This is a genomic window from Variovorax flavidus (assembly GCF_030317145.1).
GTDB lineage: Bacteria > Pseudomonadota > Gammaproteobacteria > Burkholderiales > Burkholderiaceae_C > Variovorax > Variovorax flavidus.
In genome coordinates this window covers 776,933-801,478 of record NZ_JASZYE010000002.1, presented here as the reverse complement: position 1 = coordinate 801,478, position 24,546 = coordinate 776,933, and the positions used below count along the sequence as shown (strand labels likewise).

Genomic DNA, 24,546 nt, shown 5'->3' with positions numbered 1-24,546 from the left:
ACGAACATGCCCGGGCATCCCTTCAAGATTCTGAGCGTCGCCATGGGTTCGGCACTGCTGCTGAGCGCCTGCAGTTCCCTCGAACCCAAGCCCTACACGCAGGACGATTTGCGCAAGCGCGTCTCCGAGGACAAGGTGCGCATGTATGCCGACCAGGAGCCCGTCACCATTCCGATCACGTTCTACGAGGCGGCGGCGCGTGCGCTCAAGTACAACCTGGACTACCGCCTGAAGCTGATGGAAGGCGCACTCGCTTCCAACCTGCGCGATGTCGCGAGCTACGAGATGCTGCCGCGCCTGGTGGCATCCGCTGGCTACGTCGGGCGCAACAACGACTCCGGCGGCACGTCGATCGGCATCGAGGACCGGCAGGTGAGCTTGCGGGCATCCACCTCCGAGCAGCGCGATCGCGATCTCTACGGCCTGGGACTGAGCTGGAGCCTGCTCGACTTCGGCATGGCCTACTACCGCACGCAGCAGAAGTCCGACCAGATCCTGATGGCGAACGAGCGCCGCCGCAAGGTCGCGCAGAACGTGCTGCAGGACGTGCGCAATGCCTACTGGCGGGCGCTCGGTGCGCAGCGCCTGCTGCCGGAGGTCGACGGCCTGCTGGCGCGCACGCACAAGGCGCTGGCCGCTGCGCGCGAGGCGGAGGCCAAGGGCCTGCTGCCGCGCCAGGACATCCTGGCCTACCAGCGCGCCCTGCTCGATTCGGTCTACCTGCTGACCGTGCGGCGCCAGGACCTGGAGTTCGCACAGGCCGAACTCGCCGCGCTGATGTCGCTGCCGCCCGGCTCCAAGATGTTGCTGGCCGACACGCCCGAGCCGCCGATGCCCGAGCTCACGAAAGACATCGATCGCCTCGAACAGCTCTCGCTCGAGAGCCGTCCCGAGATCATGGAGGAGTGGTATCGCGCGCGGGTCGACGACTACGACATCCAGATCGCCAAGGCGCAGTTGTGGCCGAACATCACGCTCAACTTCGGCCACCAGTACGACTCGAACATCTTTCTCTACAACAACTCATGGAACGCCGGCGCGGCGACCATCTCGTTCAACCTGCTGAAGCTGCTGCAGCTTCCCTCGTTGAACGCCACCCAGCAAAGCCAGACCCAGACCGCCGAGGCGCGGCGCGTGGCCCTGTCGATGGCGGTGCTGACGCAGGTGCGCGTCGGCTACCTGCGCTACCAGCTCGCGCGGCAGGAGGTCGATTTCGCCGACGAGAGCCTGCGCGTGGACCGGCGCCTGCTCGACTATGCGCAGTCCGCGCGCACGGCCTCGGTCGGCACCGAACTGGAGCTGATCCGTGCCGAAGGCCGGCTGCTGCTGTCGCGCTACCAGCGCGAGGCCGCGTACTCCAGCGCGCAGGCCGCCCAGGGCCGGTTGTACAACTCGGTCGGCTTCGACGTCCTGCCCGAGGCGCTCGAGAAGAACGACGTGCAGGCGGTGGCGCAGGAGATCGAACGCACCATCAGCGGCCAGCGCGGCCTGCTGGCGAGCAGCGAGGAGAAGGCCAATGCGACAACCCCGCGTTGAGCGCGCCCTTCTCGCGGCCATCCTGGCCGTGGCACTTCCCGCGTCGTGGGCCGCGCCGGACGCGCGCAAGCCGAACCCCGCCATGGACGACCCCGGCGCGATCCGCGTGCTGCTGGCTTCGCGGCTCGAAACCACGCTGTCGAGCCAGATGAACGGCACGCTCGGCGACCTGCACGCCGAGCTGGGCCAGAAGGTGGCGAAGAACGCGCTGCTGGCGCAGTTCATCTGCACCGAGACGCAGGCGCGCGTGAAGGTGGCTGCCGCCGAACTGAACATGGCGCGCCAGAACCTGGACGCCAAGCGCAACCTGCAGAAGCTCAACGCCGCGGGCGACCTCGAAGTGCTGATGGCAACCACCGAGGTCGACAAGACCGAAGGCGCGCTCACGCTCGCCCGTACGCAAAGCGGCTACTGCCAGGTGCGCGCGCCCTTCAGCGGACGCATCGCCAAGGTGCTGGCCAAGCCGCACCAGACGGTGAGCGCCGGTACGCCGCTGTTCGACCTGGTGAGCGATGGCGCGCTCAAGGTGCGGCTCAACGTGCCCTCCACGCTGCTGTCGCGGCTCAAGCCGGGCGCGCCGCTGGTCGTGACCATCCACGAGACGGGCAAGAGCTATCCGGCGCAGGTGAGCGCGATCAATTCCCGTGTAGATGCGGTGGCGCAGACCGTGGAACTCGAGGCGCGCCTCAACAGCGAGCATCCCGAGCTGATCCCCGGCATGAGCGGCATCGCCCGGTTCCCCACGGACCGTGACTGAGCGACCACCGCCCGCCGCGCAACTGCTGCTCAGCCTCAATGCGCTGCGCGACAGGGCGCTGGCAGCGCCGTCGCTGGATGCGCTGGCCTTCTCGATGGCCAACGATCTCTATCCGCTGCTGCAGTACCGGCAGGCGCTGGTGATGGCGCAGCACGGCGACCGGCTCGAACTTCTGTGCGTCTCGGGCCTCGCCCGGCCCAGCGAGGATTCGCCCTACCTCGTGTGGCTGCGCCGCGCGGGCCGCTGGCTCGTGACGCAGCTTCGCGATGGCAAGCCCCGGTGGCTGGCCCGCGATGCGGTCGACCCGCCTGCCGACATCGCCGAGGGCTGGGCCGAATGGTGGCCCGCCGGCTTGTGGTGCATTCCGCTGAACGACCGCGACGGCAAGCGCCTGGGCGTGCTGCTCTACCTGCTCGACCAGCCGCCGTCCGAGCAGCTCCAGCCGATGCTGCAGGGCGTCTGGCAGACATGGGCGCACTGCTGGGCGGCCTTCGATTCCCGGCGGCGCCTGCCGCGCTGGCGGCCAAGCCGGCGACACGCACTGATCGTGCTCGTCGTGCTCGCGGCACTGATGCTGCTGCCGGTGCGCCAGACGGTGCTCGCGCCCGCCGAGGTGGTGTCGCTGAACGCGCAGGTCATCAGCTCGCCGATCGATGGCGTGATCGAGCGCATGCAGGTGCGGCCCAACCAGGCGGTGGAGATTGGCACGCCGCTCTTCACGCTGGACGAGACCACGCTGCGCAGCCGCGCCGAAGTGCTCGGCAAGGAGGTCGCCGTGGCCGATGCGGAATTCATGGCCGCCAGCCAGCGCGCTTTCGACAATCCGCAGAGCAAGAACGAACTGACGCTCCTCAACGCCCATGCGCGGCAAAGGCGGGCGGAACTGGCCGCCGTGGAGACGCAGCTCAAGCGCACGCAGGTGCTGTCGCCGCGCGCAGGCGTGGCGGTGTTCAGCGACCCGAACGACTGGCTGGGCAAGCCGGTGGTCACCGGCGAGCGCATCCTGCACGTGGCCGACCCCACGCAACCGGCCATGCGCGTGCAGTTGCCAGTGGCGGATGCCATCGCGCTCGAGCCCGGCGCCAAGGTCACGCTGTTTCTCACGGCGTACCCGCTCGATCCGCTGCAGGGGCAGATTCTGGAGACGAGCTACCAGGCCAAGCCGAGCGAGGAAGGCGTGTCGTCGTACCGGCTGCTCGCCAGCATCGAGGACGCGCCCGCGCACGCCCGCCTCGGCCTGCACGGAACGGCCAAGCTCTACGGCGAGCGCGTGATCCTCGGCTACTACCTCCTGCGCCGGCCGTTGGCCGCCGTGCGCGCGTGGACCGGACTGTGAACGACGACCCTGCCGACCAGCCCACCCCGCCGTTGCGCGAGGATCTGCGACTGAGCGAGGCCGGCCCGGGCCAGCGCGGCGATCCCGCGTGGGTGATCCAGGACACGGTGGTCAACCGCTTCTACCGGATCGGCTGGCTCGAATTCGAATGCCTGCTGCGCTGGGGACAATCGCCGCGCCGCATCAGCGAGCAGATCGCAGAGCAGACCGCGCTCAAACCCGATGTGCGCCAGGTGCTGGACTTCCGCCGTTTCCTGGAGCAGCACCAGTTGCTGCGCCCCGGCCCCGAAGCCGTCGCGCGCCTGCTGGGCCGAAGCCAGGGCAACGCGTGGATGAGCTGGCGCTGGTGGCTGCATCACTACCTGTTCTTCCGCATTCCGCTGCTGCGGCCGCAGGTGCATCTGGCGCGGGTCTCGCGGCACCTGGGCTGGCTGTTCAGCCCGGTCACCGGCTGGCTCGTCATCCTGCTCGGCCTGACGGGCATCGTGATGGTGCTGCACCAGTGGGACACCTTCGCGACGGCCGTGGTGGAGTCCTTCTCGACCGAGGGATTGCTGAGCTTTGCGCTGGCCTTGATCGTCGCGAAGACGCTGCACGAGCTGGGCCACGCGCTGGTCGCGACACGCCTGGGCTTGCGCGTGGCGCACATGGGCATCGCGTTCGTCGTGATGTGGCCGATGCTCTACACCGACACGGGCGAGAGCTGGAAGCTGCGCAGCGCGCGGCAGCGCCTGGCGATCGCGTCCGCGGGCATCCTCACCGAACTGGGGCTCGCCGGGCTTTCGACACTGGGGTGGGCACTGAGCGATCCCGGCCCATTGCGCAACGCGCTGCTGTACCTCGCGACCACGAGCTGGGTGCTGTCGCTGGCGCTGAACGCGAGTCCGTTCATGCGCTTCGACGGCTACTTCATCCTCTCGGACCTGCTGGACTTTCCGAACCTGCACGAGCGCTCGGGCGCGCTGGCCAGGGTGGCGCTGCGGCGAACGGTGCTCGGCCTCGACGAACCCTGGCCCGAGCCCTTCAGCCCCGCGCGCCGAAGGATGCTGGTCGCTTTCGCGATCGCGACCTGGCTCTATCGGCTGGTGCTGTTCCTCGGCATCGCGGTGGCGGTGTACCTGTTCTTCTTCAAGCTGCTGGGGATCGTGCTCTTCGCGGTCGAGATCGCGTGGTTCATCGTGATGCCGGTGTGGCGCGAGCTGAAGCATTGGTGGGCGCGGCGCCAGGACGTCGTGCGCGGGCGCCGCATCGTGCTGGCGATGGTGCTGATCGCGCTGGTGCTCGTGCTGGCCGTGCCCTGGCGCACGCAGGTGCATGCGCGCGGCGTGGCGCGAGCCGAGCAGCAACTGCGGGTCTACGCGCCCTACCCGTCCTTGCTGCAGCAGATTCACGCGGCAGGCCAGGTGAAGGCCGGCGACACGCTGGCCGTGCTCGACGAGCCCGACATCGCGGCGCGCAGCCAGGGCAACGAAGCCAGCATCCGCGGCTATCAGGAGCGCCTCGCCGGGTTGATGGCCGACCCTTCCGGCCTGGCGCAGGAAGCCGCCACGCGCCAGCGGCTCAACGCGCAGTTCGAGCAGGTTCGCGCCGCGCGCACGGAGATGGCGCGGCTGAAGCTGCAGGCGCCCTTCGCGGGCCAGTGGCTGGACGTCAATCCCGAGTGGAACAGCGGCCAATGGATCGGCAGCCGCGAGTTGATCGGCGTGCTGGTCGATCCCTCGCGCTGGCAAGTCGACGCCTACGTCAAGCAGGACGAAGTGCAGCGCCTGAGCGTTGGCAAGGGCGTGCGCTTTTATGCCGAAGGACAGCCCGTGCCGATGCACGGACACGTGATCGCCATCGGGACCACCCGCGTGAACCAGCTCGAGCATCCATCGCTGTCGTCGCGCTTCGGCGGCCCGCTGAACACCGTGCCGCACGGCGAGGCGCTGGTGCCCGCGCCGGCGTTGTTTCACGTGCTGGTGCAGCTCGACGAGGCCGTGCCCGGCTTGAAGGAAACACGCGGCCACGTGCAGATCGAGGCGGCTCGCCGCAGCCTGCTGGCCGATGGCCTGACGCGCGTGTTCGCGGTGCTGCTGCGGGAGAGCGGGTTCTAGCGCGCTAGACAGTTTTGGTGATGCGAACCGCGGCGAACGCAGGAATCATGGACGGTGCGCGAGCGTACGCGTCCATGACGATGGGAGGTTTGCGATGAACACGGGCACTTTTGCGAAGCGGTGTGCCGGCGCGTTGGCCATCGCCCTGGCATCGCTTGCGCCCGGTGGACTGATGGCGCAGACGCGCTCGTTTGTGCTGCTCGAGCCGGCGGCGCAGGGATCTCCGACCTACCTTCTGGGTTCGGAGGCCGATCTGGCAGCGTTCCCGAAGTGGACCGATCTCGAATCCCGCACCCGGCAGCTGGCAGACATGGATCGCGGATCGTTCACGGGCGCCGAGGGCAAGAAGATCCACTATCGCGTGTACAGGAATCGCGCCGAAACGCGAGGCGGCATCGTCATCGTGTCGGGCCGGACGGAGGGCCTGCCGCTCTACCAGGAGATTATCTACGACCTGGTTCGCAATGGCTACTCGGTGTACATCCACGACCACCGTGGCCAGGGATTTTCACAGCGGCTGGTCTCGTCGGATCCGACGATGGGGTACATCGACGACTTCGACAACTACGTCAAGGATCTCTCGGCCTTCATCAACGGTCCGGTCCGCAACGCACGCAGTAGCGGCGACAAGCCGCTCTTCCTCGTGGCGCATTCGATGGGCGGCGCGGTCACTGCCCTGTACCTGGAAGGGACGCCGGACAGCAGCATCAAGGCTGCGGCGCTGGTGACGCCGATGATGGAACCCTGGGCAGCGGGGGACCCGAGCCCGAGCATCGTGGCGAAGCTCGCCGACGCCTTCTGCGACAGCTTCAGTCGCAAGATCGGCATGTTCACCTTGCTTTCAACGGTCTACGCGCAAGGCACGGAGTTCGACAAGCAATATGACGAGTTCCACGTGGCGGCCCCCGACAAGGAAAACGGCATCAGCCAGAGCCGCGTGCGCTACGAACGCAACTGGGAGACGCGCAAGACGGCGGAATGCAGCGGCGCGGACTGCGGATCGACCCACGCGAAGGTGGGCGGCGCTTCCTATCGCTGGTTCAATCAGTCCTGCAACGCCTCCGAGCAGGCCCGCGGCGAATCCGCTGCGAACATCAAGGTGCCGGTATTGCTGCTCCAGGGAGAAAACGACAAGGCCGTGAAGCCGTCGGCGCAGAAGGAGTTCTGCGACAGCCTCAACAAGGCGCACGGAAGCGGCTACTGCGTCGGCAGAACGATTCCGGAAGCGCAACACGCGGTGCTGATCGAAAAGGACAGCTATCGGAATCCGGCGTTGAGCCGGGTCCTGCAGTTCCTCGATTGCGTGCGATCGGGAACCGCGCGGTGCGAATGAGGGCGGCGCCGGCGCACCGGCCCGCCATCGCCATCAGGCCGTCGTGTTGACGGCGTCCTTCAATGCCTTGCCTGCCGTGAACTTCGGCGCCTTGCTTGCCTTGATCGTCATCTGCTCACCGGTGGACGGATTGCGGCCGGTGCGTTCGGCACGGCTTGCCACGGTGAAGTTGCCGAAGCCGATGAGCTGCACGGCTTCTCCGCGTGCGAGGGCGCGGGTCAGGTTGTCGAGGGTGGATTCGAGCACGCGGCCGGCGTCGGCCTTGCTGAGGTCGGTGTCTGCGGCGATCGCGGCGATGAGTTCGGTCTTGTTCAAAACGGGGGTTCCTTCTCTTAAAACAAACGAGCAGGATAGCCGACGGCAACGCCCTCTCCGTTTCAGCCGGAACTCAAGTGCGCGCTTATGTGAACGGAGGCAGCTTCTGTCCAGAAGAAAGTACCTTTCCTGACGCAGGATGGGCAAAACGTTGCATGAATGCAACGAATTCGGGCCGAATGTATCTGAAATCTGTGGAAATATGAACGCCAGGTTAACGGTAGTAATGCGATTCATTATCATTCGCTGACTTCGCGCCTTTCGCGAATCAGCTCCTGCCAGCCAATCCGCCCCTCGTTCTCCGAGGCCGCGCCGGACCCAGCCAGTCGAGCTCTCGGCTTCGTCTTTCACCTGGGAATCCCTTTCATGGCCTACATCAAGAGCCGCAAGCACGCTGTCGCGCGCGCGCTGCCCCCCTTCGGCAGTGCTGCCGCCGCTACGCTTCTCGCGCTGTCGCTACCCGCCGGAGCACAGACGTCCGCGAACACCCTCCGGGAGGTTCGCGTCGAAGACGCCTCCGTCGACTTCAAGGTCGACAACTCGGCCAACCCGAAATTCACCGCGCCGCTGGTCAACACGCCGCAGACGATCCAGATCATTCCGGAAACGCTGATGCGCGAACAAGGCGCCACGACCCTGACCGAAGCGCTGCGCAACAGCCCCGGCGTCGGCGCCTTCTACCTCGGCGAGAACGGCAACACGAGCACCGGCGATGCGATCTACATGCGCGGTTTCGACGCCTCGGGCAGCATCTTCGTCGACGGCATCCGCGACCTCGGCTCGATCACGCGCGACACGTTCAACATCGAGCAGATCGAAGTCGTCAAGGGGCCGTCCGGCACCGACGTGGGCCGCACCTCGCCGACCGGGTTCATCAACCTGATCAGCAAGCAGCCCAAGATGGAGGACGCCTTCTCGGGTTCCGTCGGCTTCGGCAGCGGCAGCTACAAGCGCGGCACGGTGGACTGGAACAAGGTCATCACCAATGCCGACGGCTCGGGGGCAGCGTTCCGCCTCAATGCCGTCATCGACGATTCCGGCGTGGCCGGCCGCGATCAGGTGAACAACAATCGCTGGGCGATCGCACCGTCGCTCGCCATCGGCCTCAACACGCCCACGCGCTTCTATTTCAACTACCTGCACGTGGACCAGAACAGCGTGCCGGATGGCGGCGTGCCGACCATCGGCCTGCCGGGCTACTCCAGCCCCGCAGCCAATCGCCCGTACCTCGGCGTTGCCGCGCCCGTGGACCCGTCGAACTTCTACGGCACGAGTTCGGACTTCAACAACGTGAGCGCGGACATGTTCACGGCACGCGTCGAACACGACATCACGCCGAACATCACGCTGCGCAACACGACCCGCTACGGCAAGACGTCGCAGGACTACATGCTGACCTCGTTCATGGGCACGTCGGCGAACATCGTGACGCCGGTCATCGCCAACCCGAACACCTGGACCATCGCGCGGAGCAATCCCACGAACAAGGACCAGACCAACGAACTGTTCACCAACCAGACGAACGTCAGCTCCAAGTTCAACACGGGCTCGGTCGGCCACACGATGAACGCCGGCCTGGAACTGATCCGCGAAGAGCAGACCAGCGCCGGCTTCTTCGGCCCCGGCGCGACGCCTGCCACGGGTGCGCCCTTCAACACCGGCGCCTGGCCCGCCGCCAATCTCTACAACCCCAATCCGTACGTCGCAGGCTTCCGGCGCACGCCCAGCGGCGCGGACAGCGTGGGCTCCACCGACACCGTCGGCGTCTACGTGTTCGACACCGCGAAGCTGAACGAACAATGGCAGTTGACGGGCGGCCTGCGCTACGACCACTACAGCACCGACTACCGCGCCTCGACGCTGTCGACTGCCGCCGCCAATCCGCGGCTGCCGGTCGGCACGCTGGTGCCGACGTCCTTGTCGACTTCCGACGGCCTGTGGTCCGGCAAATTCGGCGTCGTCTACAAGCCCGCCGAGAACGGCAGCATCTACGCCGCCTACGGCACCTCCGCGCAGCCCCCGGGCGGCGCCAACTTCGCGCTGGCCGCCGGCGGCACGGGCAACAGCGCCTCCCGCATCGACTTCGAGCCGCAAGAAGCCAAGACCTATGAGATCGGCACCAAGTGGGACGTGCTGAACAAGAAGCTCGCGCTGACGGCCGCGGTCTATCGCACCGAAGTCAAGAACGAAGTGGTGCAGGACCCGACCTCGCTGCTGTACTACCAGACCGGCAAGAAGCGCGTGCAGGGCATCGAGCTCGGCGCGGCTGGCGCGATCACCGACAACTGGGGCATCAGCGCCGGCTTCACGACCATGGACACCGAAGTGCTCAGCGGTCCGGTCATCACCGCCAGCGGCGAGAACGTGCTGACCTACACGCCGAAGAACGCCTTCACGCTCTGGTCGACCTACCAGTTCCCGTTCGGCCTGACGATCGGCGGCGGCGCGCGCTACAACGGCAAGCTCAGCCGCGGCACCGACGGCGCCGTCGGCACCCCGGCCTACGCCGAGTCCTACTGGGTGTTCGACGCGATGGCGTCCTACCGCGTCAGCAAGAACGTCGAACTTCAGCTGAACATCTTCAACCTGTTCGACGAGGAGTACGTGGCCGCGATCAACAAGAGCGGCTACCGCTACACGCCGGGGATTCCGCGGTCGGCGCGCCTGACGGCCAACTTCGCCTTCTGACCGTCGTCATCGACTGCCGCAGGCCGGACGCATGGAGCAAGTGGACAGGCTCAGGCACACCGGCCTGAAAGCCACCTTGCCGCGGGTGAAGGTGCTCGAACTGTTCCAGCAAAGCGAGCAGCGCCACCTGGCGGCCGAGGAGGTGTACCGGCAGATGGTGCGGCTCGGCATGGACGTCGGCCGCGCGACGGTCTACCGCGTGCTGCCGCAATTCGAGCGGGCCGGCCTGCTCAAGAAGACCCGGATCGATGGTGCCCGGACCGTCTACGAGCTCAACGACGGCAAGCGACACCATGGGCACCTGGTGTCGCTGGTCGACGGATCGGTGCGCGAATTCTTCGACTCGCAGATCGAGGCGAGACTCCTTGCCATCGCGCAGGAACAAGGCTTCGACATGGCGGACTACGGCGTCACGGTCTTCGGCCGGCCGCGATGACCTCGATGGTCGCCAGCAAGGGAAAAGGCTGGCTGGTGGCGGTCCGCGCGCAATGAGCGCCTCCGCCTTTCTAACCAGCCAGAAGGGGTTGACGGGCGAAGCGTCCGGTTCGCGCCGTCAGTCTTGAGCCGCGCCTGAAAGTGCGCGGCACAACAAGGCAACCTTAGGTCCCCTTCATGGCCCACGCCATCGACTGGATGGACTAGTGGGTGTGCATTACTTCACGGGATCTGCACGGAAGTGCGCCCCGACTCATGGCGAATCCGGGATGCGGCGACTTCGGCCCCTTTCCGGTGCCGCGTCGCGATGGCCGCGGAGGCTCGAAAGGACGGGCCACAATGCCCATCCATGCAAACCCTCTCGCTGCGCCAGTTCGCCCTGCTCGTTCCGCTCACGCTGGTGTGGGGCCTCAACTGGCCGGTGATGAAGCTGGGCGTGGCCGACTACCCGCCGCTGGCGTTTCGCACCCTCTCGCTATGGCTCGGCCTGCCCATCCTCGGCCTCGCGCTGGTGGTGATGAAGACGCCATTCAAGGTGCCGCGGCGCCACTGGCCCGAACTGCTCTGGCTGGCGGCCACCAACATGTTCGTGTGGCACGCCTGCATCATCCTGGCGGTGAAGGCGCTGTCCAGCGGACGCGCGGCGATCCTGGGCTACACGATGCCAGTGTTCTCGGCCGTGATCGGCGCCGTGCTGTTCTCGGCAATGCTCACGCGCCGCGGCTGGCTGGGCGTGAGTGCATGCGCACTCGGCGTGGGGCTGCTGCTGTGGCACGAGTTCACCCATCTCGCGGGGCGCCCCGGCTACGTCGCGCTCGCCTTGGTGGCGGCGGCCACCTGGGCGCTGGGCACGCAGTTGCTGCGGCGCACGCGCATCGGGTTGCCCACGCTCACGCTCTCGTTCTGGATGACCGCGCTGACCGCCGTCGTGATGACCGTGCTGTCGCTGCTCTTCGAGCGCTCGCAATGGCGGCCTCCCGGCAATGCCGCCTGGGCCGCGATCGCCTACAACGCCGTGCTCATCTTCGGCTTCGCGCATGCGGCCTGGTTCTATCTCGCGCGCGGGCTGCCGCCGGTGGCCTCCACGCTGAGCGTCATGCTGATCCCCGTGCTCGGCGTGTTCAGCGGCGCGCTGTGGTTGGGCGAGACGGTGTACTGGCAGGACTGGACCGCCGTCGCGCTGATGATGGTGGCCATCGCCTCGGTGCTGTGGCCGGTGCGCGCCGATCGCCCGGACACCCGGGACAGGAAATCGATGCAGGCGCCCGAACTGGAGCGCTGACGGCACGGCTCCCGGTTGCGAAACGGGCCCTTCGAAGGCACGATATCGGTGCACCGCCAATCGGCGCGTGCACCCGCCTGCCGGGGTTGCGGCGACATTGCCGGGCTGCAGGATCAACGCAACGCGCCGCCGATGTCCTTTCTCTGGCCTGATTTCCTCTGGCTCTTGCCGGGGCTGCTGCTAGTGCCGGCGGCGTATGTCTGGCTGCAACGTCGCCGAAACAAGGCGGCCCTGCGCTACAGCAGCCTTGGCATCGTCCGCGCAGCGGCGGCGGGCCAGTCATGGCGGCGGCACTTGCCTCCGGCGTTGTTCCTGCTGGCCTGCTCGGGCCTGCTGCTTGCAGCGGCTCGCCCGGTGGCGCGAGTGCCGCTGCCCTGGGCGCGGTCCTCGATCATGCTGGCCATGGACGTGTCGCTCAGCATGCGCGTCACGGACGTCAAGCCGAACCGGCTCGTCGCCGCGCAGGACGCGGCCAAGTCTTTTCTGCGCGAACTGCCCAAGAACATCGAGGTCGGGCTCGTCACGTTTGCCGGCAGCAGCCAGGTCGCCCAACGCGCGACGCTGGATCGCGAGTCCCTCGTTGCAAGCATCGATGCATTTCAGATGCAGATGGGAACGGCGGTGGGCAATGCGATCGTGCTGTGCCTGGCGGAGCTGTTCCCGGAACAGGGCATCGAACTCGGCGACATGACCTTCGGCAGCATGCGGCTCGGCCGCAGCCTGGACGAGAAGGCGAAGCCGCCGCCGAAGCAGATCGCGCCGGTGGCCCCGGGCTCCTTCGACTCGGCCGCGATCATTCTGCTGAGCGATGGCCGCCGCACCACCGGCATCGACACCCTGCAGGCAGCGAAGATGGCCGCCGACCGAGGCGTGCGCATCTACGTGGTGGGATTGGGGACGGTCGATGGCGATGCCGCCATGCCCGAGGGCATTGCCATCTACATGAAGCTGGATGAACCGACGCTGCGCGAAGTGGCGCGCATGACCGGCGGCGAGTACCACCACGCAGGCACGGCGGAAATGCTGCGCAGCGTCTACGAAAAGCTCGGCTCGCGCCTGCAGGTGCAGGCGAGGGAAACCGAACTCACCGGCATCTTCGCGCTGATCTCCGCCCTGGTCGCGATGGCGGCAGCCACGCTGTCGCTGCTCTGGTTCGGGCGCGTCGCCTGAGCGGCGCGCCGTCATCCATTTCAGGCCACGGGCCCGACGAACGAGATCAGCCGCCCCATCCGGGCGATGAAGTTCGACGTGATGATGAATTGCGGCTTGTCGCGCTTCACGTAGGGCGCGATGTCCGGCGGCGTATCGGCCGGATAGGGAGAGGTGTCGTACACATCGCCCACGTGGCGGCTGCGATAGGCCGTGCCGGTGTACGGCGTGGCCGGACCATCGCCGCGATACGGGTTCACGATCTCGGGCACTGGCGCGGTCCAGTACTTGCCGTCCACCAGCGCCGCAATGATCGTCTGCACTTCGGATTCGGGCACCACCGGCGTCTTCATCACGGCGCCCTCGAACAGGTCCGGGAAATCCACTTCGCGGATGGCGGCGAAATACTTCGGCAGGGTGCGCGCCTTGGTGGCCTTCAGCGGCGACTTGGCGACCATGGCGTCGATCTGCGCCTGCGTCATCGCATTGAGTTCGTCCAGGCGCTTTTGAAGCGCGGCGGTATCGACCGAGCGGCCCGACGAGTAGTGGCTGATCGTGTTGGTGATGTCCTTGTCGAAGAAGTACGCGCCGTTATTGATGTTGGAGCCGTAGCGGTGGATGTAGAGCGGCTCGTTCGTGTCGAGCTCGATGAAGGTCGCCACGTTGCGGCCCGCGAGCAGCGGGTTGAGGGTCGCGACGTTGGCGGGGAGCTGGATCGAGGCGGACTTCAGCCAGTCGATCGCCTTCTGCAGCTGCGACAGGTACTTCCTGTCGCCGGTCAGCGTGAAGTAGCCCAGGAGCTGCTGGATGTTGGTCTGCGTCGTGTGCGTGGCCAGCGAGCGTGGCTCGTACGAACGCGCCGCGGCCGGAGAGCCTGCGAGCCGGCCGCCGGTGTCGCGCGACAGGTGCTGCAGGCTCCAGCCCGACTGCAGGGGCTGCGTCGGGGACGTCCATTGCATCCGCTGCATGCAGTCCATGGCGCGGGTGACGTTGGCCACCAGGTCGGAGCGGCCGAGCGCCATCACGCACATCGTGAGGAACTTGATGTTCTCGCCCATGACGTCGTCGTTGAAGGTCACGTGCAGCGTGTAGTCGCCGTCTTCCATGCCGGCACGCGCGCCCGCCGGCAACTGCGTGGGGTTGGGCAAGGGCATGACGCTGACCGCGTTCGGGTTGTGCGGAAAGCGCTGCGGCCAGCCGCCGTCGGCGACACCGAACTGGGGGCCGAACTGCGCATCGGTGATGAACTTGATGGCGTTGTTGGTGGCGGTCTGGTAGACCGGGTCCTGCTTCTCCAGGTACATGCGCAGCATCAGTTGCGAGGCCACCGCGGTGGTGGCGTCGTCGAAGGTCGCATTGCCGTAGTAGTGCTGGAACTCTTCGAGGCGCCAGCCGTTCTTGCCCACCGTCTCGTACCAGTGCTTCAGCGAGTCCTCGCCGGCGAAGTCGTAGATGTAGTTCCAGCCGCCCGAGCTCTGCTGCGCGGAGGCGACGGCCTTGGCCGTGCGGTCGGCCGCCTGGTAGAAGCGCTCATCGCCGGTCGCATGGTAGGCATCGAGGTAGATGTGGCCGATGGAGGACGTGCCCGGCGGCTGCAGCCAGAGCATGGTGCGCTTGGCCTCCATTTCGCCGAAGGTCTGCGTGAGGTCCGGTGAATACGACCACACGTAGCCGCCCTTGTACGAGACGACTTCGTCCATGTAGCTCGTGGCGCTCTTGAGCGCCACCAGGGCGGGCGCCTGGGGCCCCGGTGCCGGAGCAGGCGCCGGCGCAGCGGCAGGGGGGAGGAAAACGTGGTCGCCGCCGCCGCCACAGGCGGCCAGCGCGACGGGAGACAGGACCGAAATTGCAAACTGTCTGCGTTTCATGGAATTCCTTTTTCTGGTTGAGGATTCGAACTGGCGAACCCAAAGTCATCAGATGTCGTACAACATCGGTTGTCTTATGGCCTTGGGGCGGCGATTATTGAAGCCGGCTCACGAGAGCGTCAAGGCGAACAAGTGCAAGAACTTGTGACAGGCGCCCGCACTTGTCATATGACAACGTATGACTTACAAAGTAGTCAGGTAAGGGCGAAGCTGGCGCCGCATGGGCACCGGGCGATGGATGCAAGGGACGCCCGCAGAGGGCTCAGGTGGCTGGATGACCGGGGCCGCGCAAGCGGCCCTACCCCAGAACGTCGTTCACCTGCTCGTTGAACTCCGCCTGGCTGAGCGCCGCGCCGAGTTCCCTCGGCAGCGCGTCGCGCACCGAGAACACGCCCAGGATCTTCTTGCCCGACAGCAGCGGCAGATGGCGGAAGCCGCGCTCCAGCATCAGCACGATGGCGTCGGACACCGGTGTTTCGGGCGGCACGCAGATCGGGTTGGGCGTCATGACCTCGCGCGCCGTCGTGTGCTCGGGGTCGAGGCCTCGCGCGAGCACGCGGGTCATCAGGTCGCGCTCGGTCAGGATGCCCAGCAGGATGTCCGGCGGTTCCATGATCAGCACGCTGCCGCAGTTGGCGCGTGTCATCACGCATGCGGCGTCGCGCACGCTGGCCTGTGGGCCCAGGCTGGTCACATGCTTGCGCGAGATCGACTGGAATACAGTGCGTTCGGCCATGGTCCGTCCCCCGAAGAATCGGCAATGGTGCGCTTTGCCCGCCTTCAGCGCAAGGCGTCGTTGAGCCGCTCCAGTGCCTTGGCGCCGGGGCAGAGCTGCGCCGGCCCCAGCGTGTTGAGCGGCCGGTCGCTGGTGTTGAGCGCCGTGTGCAGGTCGGTCGCCAGCGGGTCGACGTAGAGCAGCCCCGTCACCACCTCGCCCATCTCCTGGTGCCGCTGCATGTGGGCCATGGCGGCGTAGCGGTCGCCGGGGTTGTAGTCGGGGTGCAGGCTGCGCAGGCGCAGCAGGGTGCCGTCGTGCTGGCGCACGTCCAGCACTTCGCCCGGCGCCATGTCCACCGAGATCTCCTCGCGCCCGCTGATGAAGTCGATGCGGCTCACCGCCTCGTTGTGCTCGCGCACGTAGTCGTAGCTCTTGGTGCTGCCGGGGTGGTTGTTGAAGGCCACGCAGGGGCTGATCACGTCGATGAAGGCGGAGCCGCCATGGCTGATCGCGCCCTTGATCAGCGGCACCAGTTGCGCCTTGTTGCCCGAGAACCCACGCCCGACGTAGCTGGCACCGAGCTGCAGCGCCATGGCGACGAGATCGACCGGGCTGTCGGTGTTGACGACACCCTTCTTGCTCTTGGAGCCCTGGTCGGCGGTGGCCGAGAACTGGCCCTTGGTCAGCCCGTAGACGCCGTTGTTCTCGACGATGTAGGCCATGCGCACGCCACGCCGCATCGCGTGGGCGAACTGGCCCAGTCCGATGGAAGCGGAGTCGCCGTCGCCCGAGACGCCGAGGTACAGCAGGTCGCGGTTGGCGAGGTTGGCGCCGGTCAGCACGCTGGGCATGCGGCCATGCACGGTGTTGAAGCCGTGCGAGGCACCCAGGAAGTAGTCCGGCGTCTTGGAGCTGCAGCCGATGCCCGAGAGCTTGGCGACTCGGTGCGGCTCGATGTCCAGCTCCCAGCAGGCCTCGATGATGGCGGCGGAAATGGAGTCATGCCCGCAGCCGGCGCACAGCGTGGATATCTTGCCCTCGTAGTCGCGACGCGTGTAGCCGACCTTGTTGGTGGCAAGGGTCGGATGGCGCAGCCGGGGCTTCGCGAGATAGGTCATGCGGGTTCCTTGGTCTCGATGGCGCGGCTGATGGCCTCCGCGATGAAGCGCGCCGTGATGGGTGTGCCGTCGAAATGCAGCACCGGCACGAGCCGGGCCGGATCGATGCCGAGTTCGTTGACGAGCAGGCTGCGCATCTGCGCGTCGCGGTTCTGCTCCACCACGAACACCTGCGTGTGCTGCGCGAGGAAGCGCACCACGCTGTCCGGGAACGGAAAGGCGCGCAGCCGCAAGGCGTCGAGCTGGATGCCCATCTCCTCCAGCACCTCCAGCGCCTCGTGCATGGACGGGCTGGTCGATCCGAAATAGATCACGCCGAGATCCGTCTTCTCCGCAGCGAGCCGCAGCGCCGGCTGCGGCACCAGCGTGGCCGCGGTCGCGAACTTCTTCAGCAACCGCTCCATGTTGTAGATGTAGTCGGGCCCGCGTTCCGAATAGCGCGCATAGGCATCGCGCGTGGTGCCGCGGGTGAAGAAGCTGCCCTTGGTCGGGTGCGTGCCCGGCAGCGTGCGCCAGGGGATGCCGTCGCCGTCCACGTCCTTGTAGCGGCCGAAGTCGCGGCCGGCCTCCAGCTCCTCGGCGGTCATGACCTTGCCACGGTCGTAGGCCTGGCTGTCGTCCCACGCGAAAGGCTTGCACAGGCGCTGGTTCATGCCGATGTCGAGATCGGTCATCAGGAACACCGGCGTCTGCAGGCGGTCCGCCAGATCCAGCGCCGCCGCCGCGTGCTCGAAGCATTCGTGCGGGTCCTCGGGGAACAGCAGCACGTGCTTGGTGTCGCCGTGCGATGCGTACGCGCACGAGAGGATGTCGGCCTGCTGCGTGCGCGTCGGCATGCCGGTCGAAGGCCCGCCGCGCTGCACGTTGACGAGCGTGACGGGGATCTCCGCGAAGTACGCCAGCCCGATGAACTCGCTCATCAGCGAGATGCCCGGCCCCGAGGTCGGGGTGAAGGCGCGTGCACCATTCCATCCTGCGCCGACCACCATGCCGATGGAGGCGAGCTCGTCCTCGGCCTGCACGATGGCGAAGCGGTTCTGCCCGGTGTGCGGGTCGACGCGGAACTTCGCGCAGTACCGCTGGAAGGCTTCAGCCACCGACGACGATGGCGTGATCGGATACCAGGCCGCGACCGTCGCGCCGCCGTAGACGCAGCCCAGCGCGACGGCGCTGTTGCCGTCGACGAAGATCCGGTCGCCCACGCGATCGGCACGCCGCACCCGCAGCCCCACCGGCTCGCGCAGGTTCTCGCGGGCGAAGTCGCAGCCGAGATTCAGTGCCTGCACGTTGGAAGCCAGCAGCTTTTCCTTGCCCTTGTACTGCTCGCCGAAGAGCTTCTCGACCACCTCCGGCTCGATGCCCAGCAGGATCGCCAGCGCGCCCACGTAAACGATGTTCTTGAACAACTGGCGCTGGCGCGGGTCGTGATAGACGGCATTGCAGATCTCGGTCAGCGGCATGCCGATCACGCGGATGTCGTCGCGGAACTTCGATGGCGGCAGCGGCCGCGTGCTGTCGTAGAACAGGTAGCCGCCCGGCTCCAGCTCGGCCACGTCGGCATCCCAGGTCTGCGGGTTCATCGCGACCATCATGTCGGTGCCGCCGCGTCGTCCCAGGTGGCCCTTTTCGGTCACTCGCACCTCGTACCAGGTCGGCAGGCCCTGGATGTTGCTCGGGAAGATGTTGCGCGGGCTCACCGGCACGCCCATGCGCAGGATGGCCTTGGCGAACAGCTCGTTGGCCGAGGCCGAACCCGAGCCGTTGACGTTGGCGAACTTGATGACGAAATCGTTGACCGCTTCGATCGGACGCGCCGCGCTCATGCCGGGACCTCCTCTGTCTGGCGCACGACGCCGGCCGGCGTCATCTTCAGCAGGAACTTCTGCATGTCCCAGGCGCCTGTCGGACAGCGCTCGGCGCACAGGCCGCAGTGCAGGCAGACGTCCTCGTCCTTCACCATCACGCGGCCGGTCTTGAGTCCGCCGGATACGTACAGGTCCTGCGCCAGGTTGAGCGCGGGCGCTTTCAGGCGGCCGCGCAAGTCCGCTTCATCGCCGTTCTCGGTGAAGCTGATGCAGTCCATCGGGCAGATGTCCACGCAGGCATCGCATTCGATGCAGGCGGTCTCCGTGAACACGGTCTGCACATCGCAGTTCAGGCAGCGCTCGGCTTCCTTGAAGGCGGTGGCAGCGTCGAAGCCGAGTTCCACCTCGACACGGATGCTGGCCAGCGCCTTCTCGGCCTTGGCCCAGGGCACCTTGTAGCGAAGGTCGTTGGAGGTGTCGTTGTCGTAGCTCCACTCGTGGATGCCCATCTTCTGCGACACCAGGTTGGTCATGGGCGGTGGGCGAACATGGACCGGCTCGTCGTGCAGCAACTGGTCGATCGACACGGCCGCCTCATGGCCATGGGCCACTGCCGTGATGATGTTCTTGGGGCCGAAGGCCGCGTCGCCGCCGAAGAACACCGTCGGCACCGAGGACTGGAAGGTCGTCTCGTCGAGCCTGGGCAAGCCCCATTTGTCGAATGCGATGCCGCAATCGCGCTCGATCCACGGGAAGGCGTTTTCCTGCCCCACGGCCACCAGCACCTCATCGCATTCGAAGAAGGCATCGGGCTCGCCCGTCGGCACCAGCGAGCGGCTGCCCTGCGCGTCGTACTCCGCGCGCACGATCTCGAAGCGCATGCCCTTCAGCTTGCCGTCCTCGTGCACGAAGGCCTTGGGCACATGGAAGTTGATGATCGGGATGCCTTCGTGCTGGGCGTCTTCCTTCTCCCAGGGCGAGGCCTTCATCTCCTCGAAGCCGCTGCGAACGATCACCTTCACATCGGTGCCGCCGAGACGTCGCGCCGACCTGCAGCAGTCCATCGCCGTGTTGCCACCGCCCAGCACGATCACGCGCTGGCCGATGCTCGTCACGTGGCCGAAGGAGACCGAGTTGAGCCAGTCGATGCCGATGTGGATGCTCTCCGCCGCTTCCTTCCGGCCCGGCACGTCGAGGTCGCGCCCGCGGGGCGCGCCGCAGCCGACGAAGATCGCGTCCCAGTCCTGCGCCATCAGCGCCTTCATCGATTCGATGCGCTCGCCGCTGCGGAACTCCACACCCAGGTCGAGGATGTAGCCCGTCTCCTCGTCAATCACCGACTCGGGCAGCCGGAAGCGCGGGATCTGCGTGCGGATGAAGCCGCCGGCCTTGGCCTCGCCGTCGAACACCGTCACTTCATAGCCGAGCGGCGCGAGGTCGCGCGCGACGGTGAGCGAGGCCGGCCCGGCGCCCACGCAGGCGATGCGCTTGCCGTTCCTGGGCGCGACCGTGGGCATGCGTGAACGCACGTCCTCCTTCATGTCGGCGGCCACGCGTTTGAGCCGGCAGATCGCGACCGGCTCTGGGTCTTTCGCATTACTTTCCTCGACGCGCCCTCGCCTGCAGGCCGGCTCGCAGGGCCGGTCGCAGGTGCGCCCGAGGATGCCGGGAAAGACGTTGGAAACCCAGTTGACCATGTAGGCATCGCCATAGCGGCGCTGCGCGATCAAGCGGATGTATTCGGGTACGGGGGTGTGCGCCGGACAGGCGTACTGGCAATCCACGACCTTGTGAAAGTAGGCCGGGTTGGCGATGTTGGTTCGCTGCAAGGCTTGTCTCCTGGCTGCTCGCCCGGGGGCTCGTGGGGAAGAGCCATGGCGGGTCTGCCCGCAGTATGCGCCGCCCGGGGCGAATCAAATCCTTGGTGAAATCCCGCAGCCACCGCAGTGGGGTAATGCGCGGGTCGATTGACACTGCCCTCAGGTCGGCGCACCATTTTTCGGGTCCGGAAGTCGCTCTCCAGGAGAAGCCCATGACCGAATCGTTCCGCGACTTCGAGCACGACGGCTGGGCCGACCCTCACGTCTGCGTGAGCTACGACGATCTTCTGTCGAGCCTCACGACCCAATCGATCGGCCCGCTGCTCGACGCCGCCGGCGTGAAGACGGGAAGCGTCGTGCTCGACGTGGCGACAGGTGCCGGCTACGCAGCCGGCGCGGCCCTGGCGCGTGGCGCGCAAGTCACGGGTATCGACTTCTCGGCCGAGCAGGTGCGCATGGCCAAGCAGCGCTTTCCGTCAGCGAGCTTCGTGGAAGGCGATGCCGGCAACCTGCCTTTCGCCAGCGCGGTGTTCGATGCCGTCGTCGCCAATTACGGCGTGCTTCATTTCCCGGAGCCCGAGCGCTTCTTTCGCGAAGCGTTCCGCGTGCTCAAGAGCGGTGGCCGGCTGGCCTTCACGGTGTGGGGCACGCCGCAGGAAGCGAGGCTGTTCGGCGCCGTGCTCGGCGCGATCGATGTCCACGGCTCCATGGACGTGGGCTTGCCGGGCGGACCCAACATGTTTCTCTATGCCGATGCATCGACGAGCGAGGCGGCCATGGCCTCGGCGGGCTTCAAGGATGCGACCGTGACCCAGGTGCCGCAGACCTGGCGGCCATCGTCGAGCGAGCAGATCCTGCTCACCGTCAAGACGGGCACCGTGCGCATGCGCGGCACCCTGCAGCGCCAGCACATCGAGTCGCTGGACGCGATCGACGACGCGATCCTGACGGCGCTGGAGCCTTGCCGGAACGGCCGCAGCTACGAAGTGCCCATGCCAGCCGTGCTCACAACGGCAACCAGGCCGTGAATCTAAGATGCCGGGTTTCATCAGGAAACCCGCCATGCCGATTGCCTGGTCCGACTCGCTGGAGACGCTCGATTGGGATGAGCTGTGCGCGCTCTACCGGGCGGCGCCACTTGGCAACAAGAGCCCCGAGGGCCTGAAGACTGCGTTCACGAACAGCATGTTCCGATGCCTTGCCTACGAAGACGGCAAGCTCGTCGGCGTGGGGCGGGCGCTGGCGGATGGGGTCGATTGCTCGTACATCTGCGACGTCGCCGTGTTGCCAAGCCATCAGGGCACGGGGCTGGGCAAGGAGATCGTCGCGCGGCTCGTTGCACTGTCGAGAGGACACCGGAAGATCATCCTGTACGCCGTGCCCGGCAAGGAAGACTTCTATCGCAAGTTCGGATTCGGGCGGATGAAGACTGCGATGGCGATCTTCGAGGATCAGGCCTCGGCAGTGCAGCGGGGGTACATCGCCGAGGCGTGACTGGCCTCGGCGCTACATTCGATGCCCATGTCCAGATTCCGCCTGCTGCACCATCTGCCGCACCTGTTGCGCCGCGCCCATTTCGAGAGCGACGCGCTGTTCGCGCAGATCTACGGCGAGGCAGTGACCTCGCGGCAACTCGCCTTGCTGGTGGCGGTTCGCCAGCGGCCCGGCGCATCGCAGAGCCAGGTGGCGCAGGACATCGGGCTCGACCTCAATACCTGCAGCGACCTGGTCCTGCGCACGGTGCGCAAGGGCCTGCTGCGCCGCGAGCGATCGGCCGAGGACGCGCGAAGCTTCAGTCTTCTTCTCACTGACGAAGGCAGCCAGTTGCTGGAAGACACGACAGCCAAGGCCACCGAATACCAGAACGCCGTGGCGGCACGCCTGAGCAAGGCGGAGCGCGAGCAACTGGTCGCACTGCTGCGCAAGCTGCTGGGCTTCGACGGCTGAAGTCCGTCGCGGGCTCCTTCCGTGTAAACCCCAATTCGTCCGGCTCCAGACTGCGATCAAATACTACGAATACGTAGCAATTGATCGAAAAGCCCATGACGATGCTCCTCCCCTTCCCCGCCGGCAACTACCGCTATCTCCCGGGCGGCTTCCAGTATTCGGCCGCCGTGATCGCGGATGCCGGCCATGCCATCGAGCGCGCCCGCTTCGACCGCCCGGTGCCCCTGGCCGAAGGCTTCGAGCGCATCCGCGCGCACCTGCAGTCGCAAGGGCGGCCATTGACCGCGCTGTGCGCCTGCGAACTGCGCTCGCCCGCGCCGATGAGCGAGCCGGACTTCGTGGCCTTCAATCGCGCCTATGTGCGGCCGCTCGCTGAGTGGGGGCTGTTCAGGGACGACATCAATCCGGTGGCGCGCTGCAACCTGGTTCCCGCGGTGGCACCGCCGGCCGAGGCGGGCTTTCATGCCTTCAGCTACACCGTGCCGCTTGCTTCCACGCGCGAAGTGCCCGACTTCACGACCTCGGGCGCGGCCGAGTGCCCGGACCGCCCCGGCTATCGCGACCACATCGTGCGGCTGGGCGAGACCTCGCCCGATGCACTGGCCGACAAGCTGCGCTTCGCCATCGGCGATCTGGGCTCGCGGCTCGATCTCATGGGCGTCCGCTGGACCGACGTGACGAGCATGAGCCTGTACACCGTGCATGACCTGCACCACGCCATCGAGCAGGAACTCGCGCACCGCGGCGCACTGGCGGGCGGCCTCGCATGGCACTGGGTACGACCGCCGGTCAAGGACATCGAGATCGAGATCGACGCGCGACGGGTGTCACGCGAACTGCTCTTGCCGCGCTGATTTTTCATCCTCGAAGGAAGGTGCCATGAAAACCATCACCCCTACCCGCCGCCAACTGCTCGGCATCGCCGCCTGCGCATTGACTCTGGCGACGGCCCTACCCGATGCACGGGCCAGCGACGGCTTTCCCGGCGGACCGGTGCGCATCCTGGTGGGCTTTCCGGCTGGCGGGACGATCGACGTGGTCACGCGCCAGGTGGCCGAGCAGATGCGCGAGGACCTGGGCGTACCGGTCACCGTCGAGAACCCGACCGGCGCGGGCGGCCAACTCGCGGCGCAGGCGCTCAAGCGTGCGGCGCCCGACGGACGCACCCTGATGGTCGCGCCCGACCACACGGCCGTGATCATCCCGCTGACACTGGCGAATCCCGGCTTCAGCATGACGACCGATTTCGCGCCCGTCGGACTCGTCGCCAACTACGCCGGTGCGCTGGCCGTGAGCCAGGCCAGCGGCATCAAGGATCTACCGGGCCTCATCGCCGCATCGAAGACGCAGCCGGCGGCCGCCAACGTGGGTGTCGCGGCGGCGGGCAGCAAGCCGCAGTTCGATCTGGGCGCGCTCTCGAAACAGCAGCAGACCACCCTGAACTCGGTGCCCTACCGCGGCTCCGTGCCGATGGTGCAGGACCTCGCCGGCGGACACCTGAGCGCGGGCATCACGGCGCTCGGCGACTTCCTGGAGTTCCACCGCGCCGGCAAGCTCAAGGTCGTGGCCATGGTCGGCGACCGGCGCTCTCCGCTGCTGCCGGACGTTCCGACGGCCAAGGAACTCGGCTACGCAATGCAGACCGACTTCTGGGTCGGCATGTTCGCCCCCGCCGGCACGCCGAAGGCCGCCGTGGAGCGGCTCAACCAATCATTGAACAAGGCCCTGGCAACGGCCAAGGTGCGCGAACGCATGGCCGGCCTCGTGTTCGAGCCGAAGGCGTCGACGCCGGCCGAACTCACCGAGCGCATGGCGGCGGAAACGAAGTACTGGGCGCCGATCATCTCGGCCTCGGGCTGGGTCAAGCAGTGAGGCGGTCAGGCGCCGTGCGATTCAGTCCGGCGCTTCAAGCCTGAACAGACTCGTCGCCTCCAGATCCAGCACCGGCAATTCCTTCTGGTTGAACAGCCGCCAGCGCCAGCGCAGGATGCCCAGCGTCGAACGCTTCTCCGAACGCCGCACCTCGACCACATCGGCCACGAGCCGCAGGCTGTCGCCGGGACGCACCGGGTTGGGCCACTTCAGGTACTGGAGACCGGGCGACGCGAAGGACTCGGAGCCGACCAGCGCGGCATCGGTGACGAGCCGCATCGCGATCGCGCTCGTGTGCCAGCCGCTCGCGATGAGCCCCCCGAAAGGCCCGTCCGCCGCCGCATCGGCATCGGTGTGGAACCACTGCGGGTCGTAGGCCCGCGCGAACTGCACGACTTCCGCCTCCGTCACGAGGTACGGGCCCGCTTCGATGATCTGGCCCGTGTGGAAGTCGGCGAATTTCATCAGGGC

At 66.9% G+C, this 24,546-nt stretch carries 21 protein-coding genes; 14 read left to right on the top strand and 7 right to left on the bottom strand.

The genetic code is table 11. From position 1 onward, the window contains the following. Window positions 1-6: 6 nt before the first annotated feature. The 5 genes from QTH90_RS14465 to QTH90_RS14445 all read left to right on the top strand — a co-directional run bounded on the left by QTH90_RS14465 (window position 7) and on the right by QTH90_RS14445 (window position 7,058). On the top strand, window positions 7-1,536 hold the full coding sequence (locus QTH90_RS14465) for a TolC family protein (RefSeq protein ID WP_286665240.1): 1,530 nt from the start codon (window positions 7-9) through the stop codon (window positions 1,534-1,536). Further along, window positions 1,517-2,293, top strand: coding sequence for an efflux RND transporter periplasmic adaptor subunit (locus tag QTH90_RS14460; protein WP_286665239.1), 777 nt, complete (start codon window positions 1,517-1,519; stop codon window positions 2,291-2,293). The genes QTH90_RS14465 and QTH90_RS14460 overlap by 20 nt, the downstream gene beginning before the upstream one ends. Next, complete coding sequence (locus tag QTH90_RS14455) at window positions 2,286-3,629, top strand: efflux RND transporter periplasmic adaptor subunit (RefSeq protein ID WP_286665238.1); 1,344 nt, start codon at window positions 2,286-2,288, stop codon at window positions 3,627-3,629. Before QTH90_RS14460 ends, QTH90_RS14455 begins: the two co-directional genes overlap by 8 nt. Next, the gene (locus QTH90_RS14450) at window positions 3,626-5,725 is read left to right on the top strand and encodes a site-2 protease family protein (RefSeq protein ID WP_286665237.1); all 2,100 of its coding nucleotides are present in this window, start codon (window positions 3,626-3,628) and stop codon (window positions 5,723-5,725) included. Before QTH90_RS14455 ends, QTH90_RS14450 begins: the two co-directional genes overlap by 4 nt. A 94-nt stretch (window positions 5,726-5,819) precedes the next feature. After that, window positions 5,820-7,058 (top strand): alpha/beta fold hydrolase, encoded by a 1,239-nt coding sequence (locus QTH90_RS14445; RefSeq protein ID WP_286665236.1) that lies wholly within the window; start codon window positions 5,820-5,822, stop codon window positions 7,056-7,058. 33 nt (window positions 7,059-7,091) lie between these two features. Here QTH90_RS14445 and QTH90_RS14440 read toward each other — a convergent pair whose 3' ends face one another. Further along, on the bottom strand, window positions 7,092-7,373 hold the full coding sequence (locus tag QTH90_RS14440; protein ID WP_286665235.1) for an HU family DNA-binding protein: 282 nt from the start codon (window positions 7,371-7,373) through the stop codon (window positions 7,092-7,094). Window positions 7,374-7,739: 366 nt separating this feature from the next. On the opposite strand from QTH90_RS14440, the gene QTH90_RS14435 reads away from it, so the two are divergent. The 4 genes from QTH90_RS14435 (at window position 7,740) to QTH90_RS14420 (ending at window position 12,948) form a co-directional block, all read left to right on the top strand. Continuing rightward, window positions 7,740-10,061, top strand: coding sequence for a catecholate siderophore receptor Fiu (locus QTH90_RS14435; RefSeq protein ID WP_286665234.1), 2,322 nt, complete (start codon window positions 7,740-7,742; stop codon window positions 10,059-10,061). Between the two features lie 31 nt (window positions 10,062-10,092). Continuing rightward, window positions 10,093-10,497, top strand: a complete 405-nt coding sequence (locus tag QTH90_RS14430) for a ferric uptake regulation protein (RefSeq protein ID WP_286665233.1) — start codon at window positions 10,093-10,095, stop codon at window positions 10,495-10,497. Window positions 10,498-10,845: 348 nt separating this feature from the next. After that, a complete protein-coding gene (locus QTH90_RS14425; RefSeq protein WP_286665232.1) occupies window positions 10,846-11,778 on the top strand; it encodes a DMT family transporter in 933 nt (310 codons plus the stop codon). A gap of 132 nt (window positions 11,779-11,910) precedes the next feature. Then, a complete protein-coding gene (locus QTH90_RS14420; protein ID WP_286665418.1) occupies window positions 11,911-12,948 on the top strand; it encodes a VWA domain-containing protein in 1,038 nt (345 codons plus the stop codon). Between the two features lie 20 nt (window positions 12,949-12,968). On the opposite strand, the gene QTH90_RS14415 is transcribed toward QTH90_RS14420, so the two are convergent. The 5 genes from QTH90_RS14415 to QTH90_RS14395 all read right to left on the bottom strand — a co-directional run bounded on the left by QTH90_RS14415 (window position 12,969) and on the right by QTH90_RS14395 (window position 20,265). After that, window positions 12,969-14,795: a pectate lyase gene (locus QTH90_RS14415; RefSeq protein WP_286665231.1), complete on the bottom strand. Its 1,827-nt coding sequence runs from the start codon at window positions 14,793-14,795 to the stop codon at window positions 12,969-12,971. A gap of 298 nt (window positions 14,796-15,093) precedes the next feature. Beyond that, window positions 15,094-15,531 carry a CBS domain-containing protein gene (locus QTH90_RS14410; RefSeq protein ID WP_286665230.1) on the bottom strand — a complete coding sequence of 146 codons (438 nt, stop codon included), beginning with the start codon at window positions 15,529-15,531 and terminating at the stop codon, window positions 15,094-15,096. A gap of 44 nt (window positions 15,532-15,575) precedes the next feature. Continuing rightward, window positions 15,576-16,631 (bottom strand): 2-oxoacid:ferredoxin oxidoreductase subunit beta, encoded by a 1,056-nt coding sequence (locus tag QTH90_RS14405; protein WP_286665229.1) that lies wholly within the window; start codon window positions 16,629-16,631, stop codon window positions 15,576-15,578. After that, on the bottom strand, window positions 16,628-18,454 hold the full coding sequence (locus QTH90_RS14400; RefSeq protein WP_286665228.1) for a 2-oxoacid:acceptor oxidoreductase subunit alpha: 1,827 nt from the start codon (window positions 18,452-18,454) through the stop codon (window positions 16,628-16,630). Before QTH90_RS14400 ends, QTH90_RS14405 begins: the two co-directional genes overlap by 4 nt. After that, the gene (locus QTH90_RS14395; RefSeq protein ID WP_286665227.1) at window positions 18,451-20,265 is read right to left on the bottom strand and encodes an FAD-dependent oxidoreductase; all 1,815 of its coding nucleotides are present in this window, start codon (window positions 20,263-20,265) and stop codon (window positions 18,451-18,453) included. The genes QTH90_RS14400 and QTH90_RS14395 overlap by 4 nt, the downstream gene beginning before the upstream one ends. Before the next feature lie 203 nt (window positions 20,266-20,468). Here QTH90_RS14395 and QTH90_RS14390 point away from each other — a divergent pair, with 203 nt between their 5' ends. The 5 genes from QTH90_RS14390 to QTH90_RS14370 all read left to right on the top strand — a co-directional run bounded on the left by QTH90_RS14390 (window position 20,469) and on the right by QTH90_RS14370 (window position 24,075). Next, complete coding sequence (locus tag QTH90_RS14390) at window positions 20,469-21,284, top strand: class I SAM-dependent methyltransferase (protein ID WP_286665226.1); 816 nt, start codon at window positions 20,469-20,471, stop codon at window positions 21,282-21,284. A gap of 34 nt (window positions 21,285-21,318) precedes the next feature. After that, complete coding sequence (locus QTH90_RS14385) at window positions 21,319-21,750, top strand: GNAT family N-acetyltransferase (protein WP_286665225.1); 432 nt, start codon at window positions 21,319-21,321, stop codon at window positions 21,748-21,750. 27 nt (window positions 21,751-21,777) lie between these two features. After that, on the top strand, window positions 21,778-22,203 hold the full coding sequence (locus QTH90_RS14380; RefSeq protein WP_286665224.1) for a MarR family winged helix-turn-helix transcriptional regulator: 426 nt from the start codon (window positions 21,778-21,780) through the stop codon (window positions 22,201-22,203). 95 nt (window positions 22,204-22,298) lie between these two features. Beyond that, window positions 22,299-23,057, top strand: coding sequence for a 2-amino-5-chloromuconate deaminase CnbZ (gene cnbZ / locus QTH90_RS14375; protein WP_286665223.1), 759 nt, complete (start codon window positions 22,299-22,301; stop codon window positions 23,055-23,057). A gap of 25 nt (window positions 23,058-23,082) precedes the next feature. Continuing rightward, window positions 23,083-24,075, top strand: a complete 993-nt coding sequence (locus QTH90_RS14370; RefSeq protein ID WP_286665222.1) for a tripartite tricarboxylate transporter substrate-binding protein — start codon at window positions 23,083-23,085, stop codon at window positions 24,073-24,075. Window positions 24,076-24,096: 21 nt separating this feature from the next. Here QTH90_RS14370 and QTH90_RS14365 read toward each other — a convergent pair whose 3' ends face one another. After that, window positions 24,097-24,540, bottom strand: coding sequence for a MaoC family dehydratase (locus QTH90_RS14365; protein ID WP_286665221.1), 444 nt, complete (start codon window positions 24,538-24,540; stop codon window positions 24,097-24,099). Window positions 24,541-24,546 lie beyond the last annotated feature (6 nt).

Coding starts and splice junctions, on each gene's coding strand:
- QTH90_RS14385 (WP_286665225.1), top strand. CDS start 21,319: ATGCCGATTGCCTGGTCCGACTCGCTGGAGACGCTCGATTGGGATGAG.
- QTH90_RS14465 (WP_286665240.1), top strand. CDS start 7: ATGCCCGGGCATCCCTTCAAGATTCTGAGCGTCGCCATGGGTTCGGCA.
- QTH90_RS14410 (WP_286665230.1), bottom strand. CDS start 15,531: ATGGCCGAACGCACTGTATTCCAGTCGATCTCGCGCAAGCATGTGACC.
- QTH90_RS14430 (WP_286665233.1), top strand. CDS start 10,093: ATGGAGCAAGTGGACAGGCTCAGGCACACCGGCCTGAAAGCCACCTTG.
- QTH90_RS14460 (WP_286665239.1), top strand. CDS start 1,517: ATGCGACAACCCCGCGTTGAGCGCGCCCTTCTCGCGGCCATCCTGGCC.
- QTH90_RS14365 (WP_286665221.1), bottom strand. CDS start 24,540: ATGAAATTCGCCGACTTCCACACGGGCCAGATCATCGAAGCGGGCCCG.
- QTH90_RS14420 (WP_286665418.1), top strand. CDS start 11,911: ATGTCCTTTCTCTGGCCTGATTTCCTCTGGCTCTTGCCGGGGCTGCTG.
- QTH90_RS14405 (WP_286665229.1), bottom strand. CDS start 16,631: ATGACCTATCTCGCGAAGCCCCGGCTGCGCCATCCGACCCTTGCCACC.
- QTH90_RS14445 (WP_286665236.1), top strand. CDS start 5,820: ATGAACACGGGCACTTTTGCGAAGCGGTGTGCCGGCGCGTTGGCCATC.
- QTH90_RS14425 (WP_286665232.1), top strand. CDS start 10,846: ATGCAAACCCTCTCGCTGCGCCAGTTCGCCCTGCTCGTTCCGCTCACG.
- QTH90_RS14380 (WP_286665224.1), top strand. CDS start 21,778: ATGTCCAGATTCCGCCTGCTGCACCATCTGCCGCACCTGTTGCGCCGC.
- QTH90_RS14400 (WP_286665228.1), bottom strand. CDS start 18,454: ATGAGCGCGGCGCGTCCGATCGAAGCGGTCAACGATTTCGTCATCAAG.
- QTH90_RS14435 (WP_286665234.1), top strand. CDS start 7,740: ATGGCCTACATCAAGAGCCGCAAGCACGCTGTCGCGCGCGCGCTGCCC.
- QTH90_RS14415 (WP_286665231.1), bottom strand. CDS start 14,795: ATGAAACGCAGACAGTTTGCAATTTCGGTCCTGTCTCCCGTCGCGCTG.
- QTH90_RS14370 (WP_286665222.1), top strand. CDS start 23,083: ATGAAAACCATCACCCCTACCCGCCGCCAACTGCTCGGCATCGCCGCC.
- cnbZ (WP_286665223.1), top strand. CDS start 22,299: ATGACGATGCTCCTCCCCTTCCCCGCCGGCAACTACCGCTATCTCCCG.
- QTH90_RS14390 (WP_286665226.1), top strand. CDS start 20,469: ATGACCGAATCGTTCCGCGACTTCGAGCACGACGGCTGGGCCGACCCT.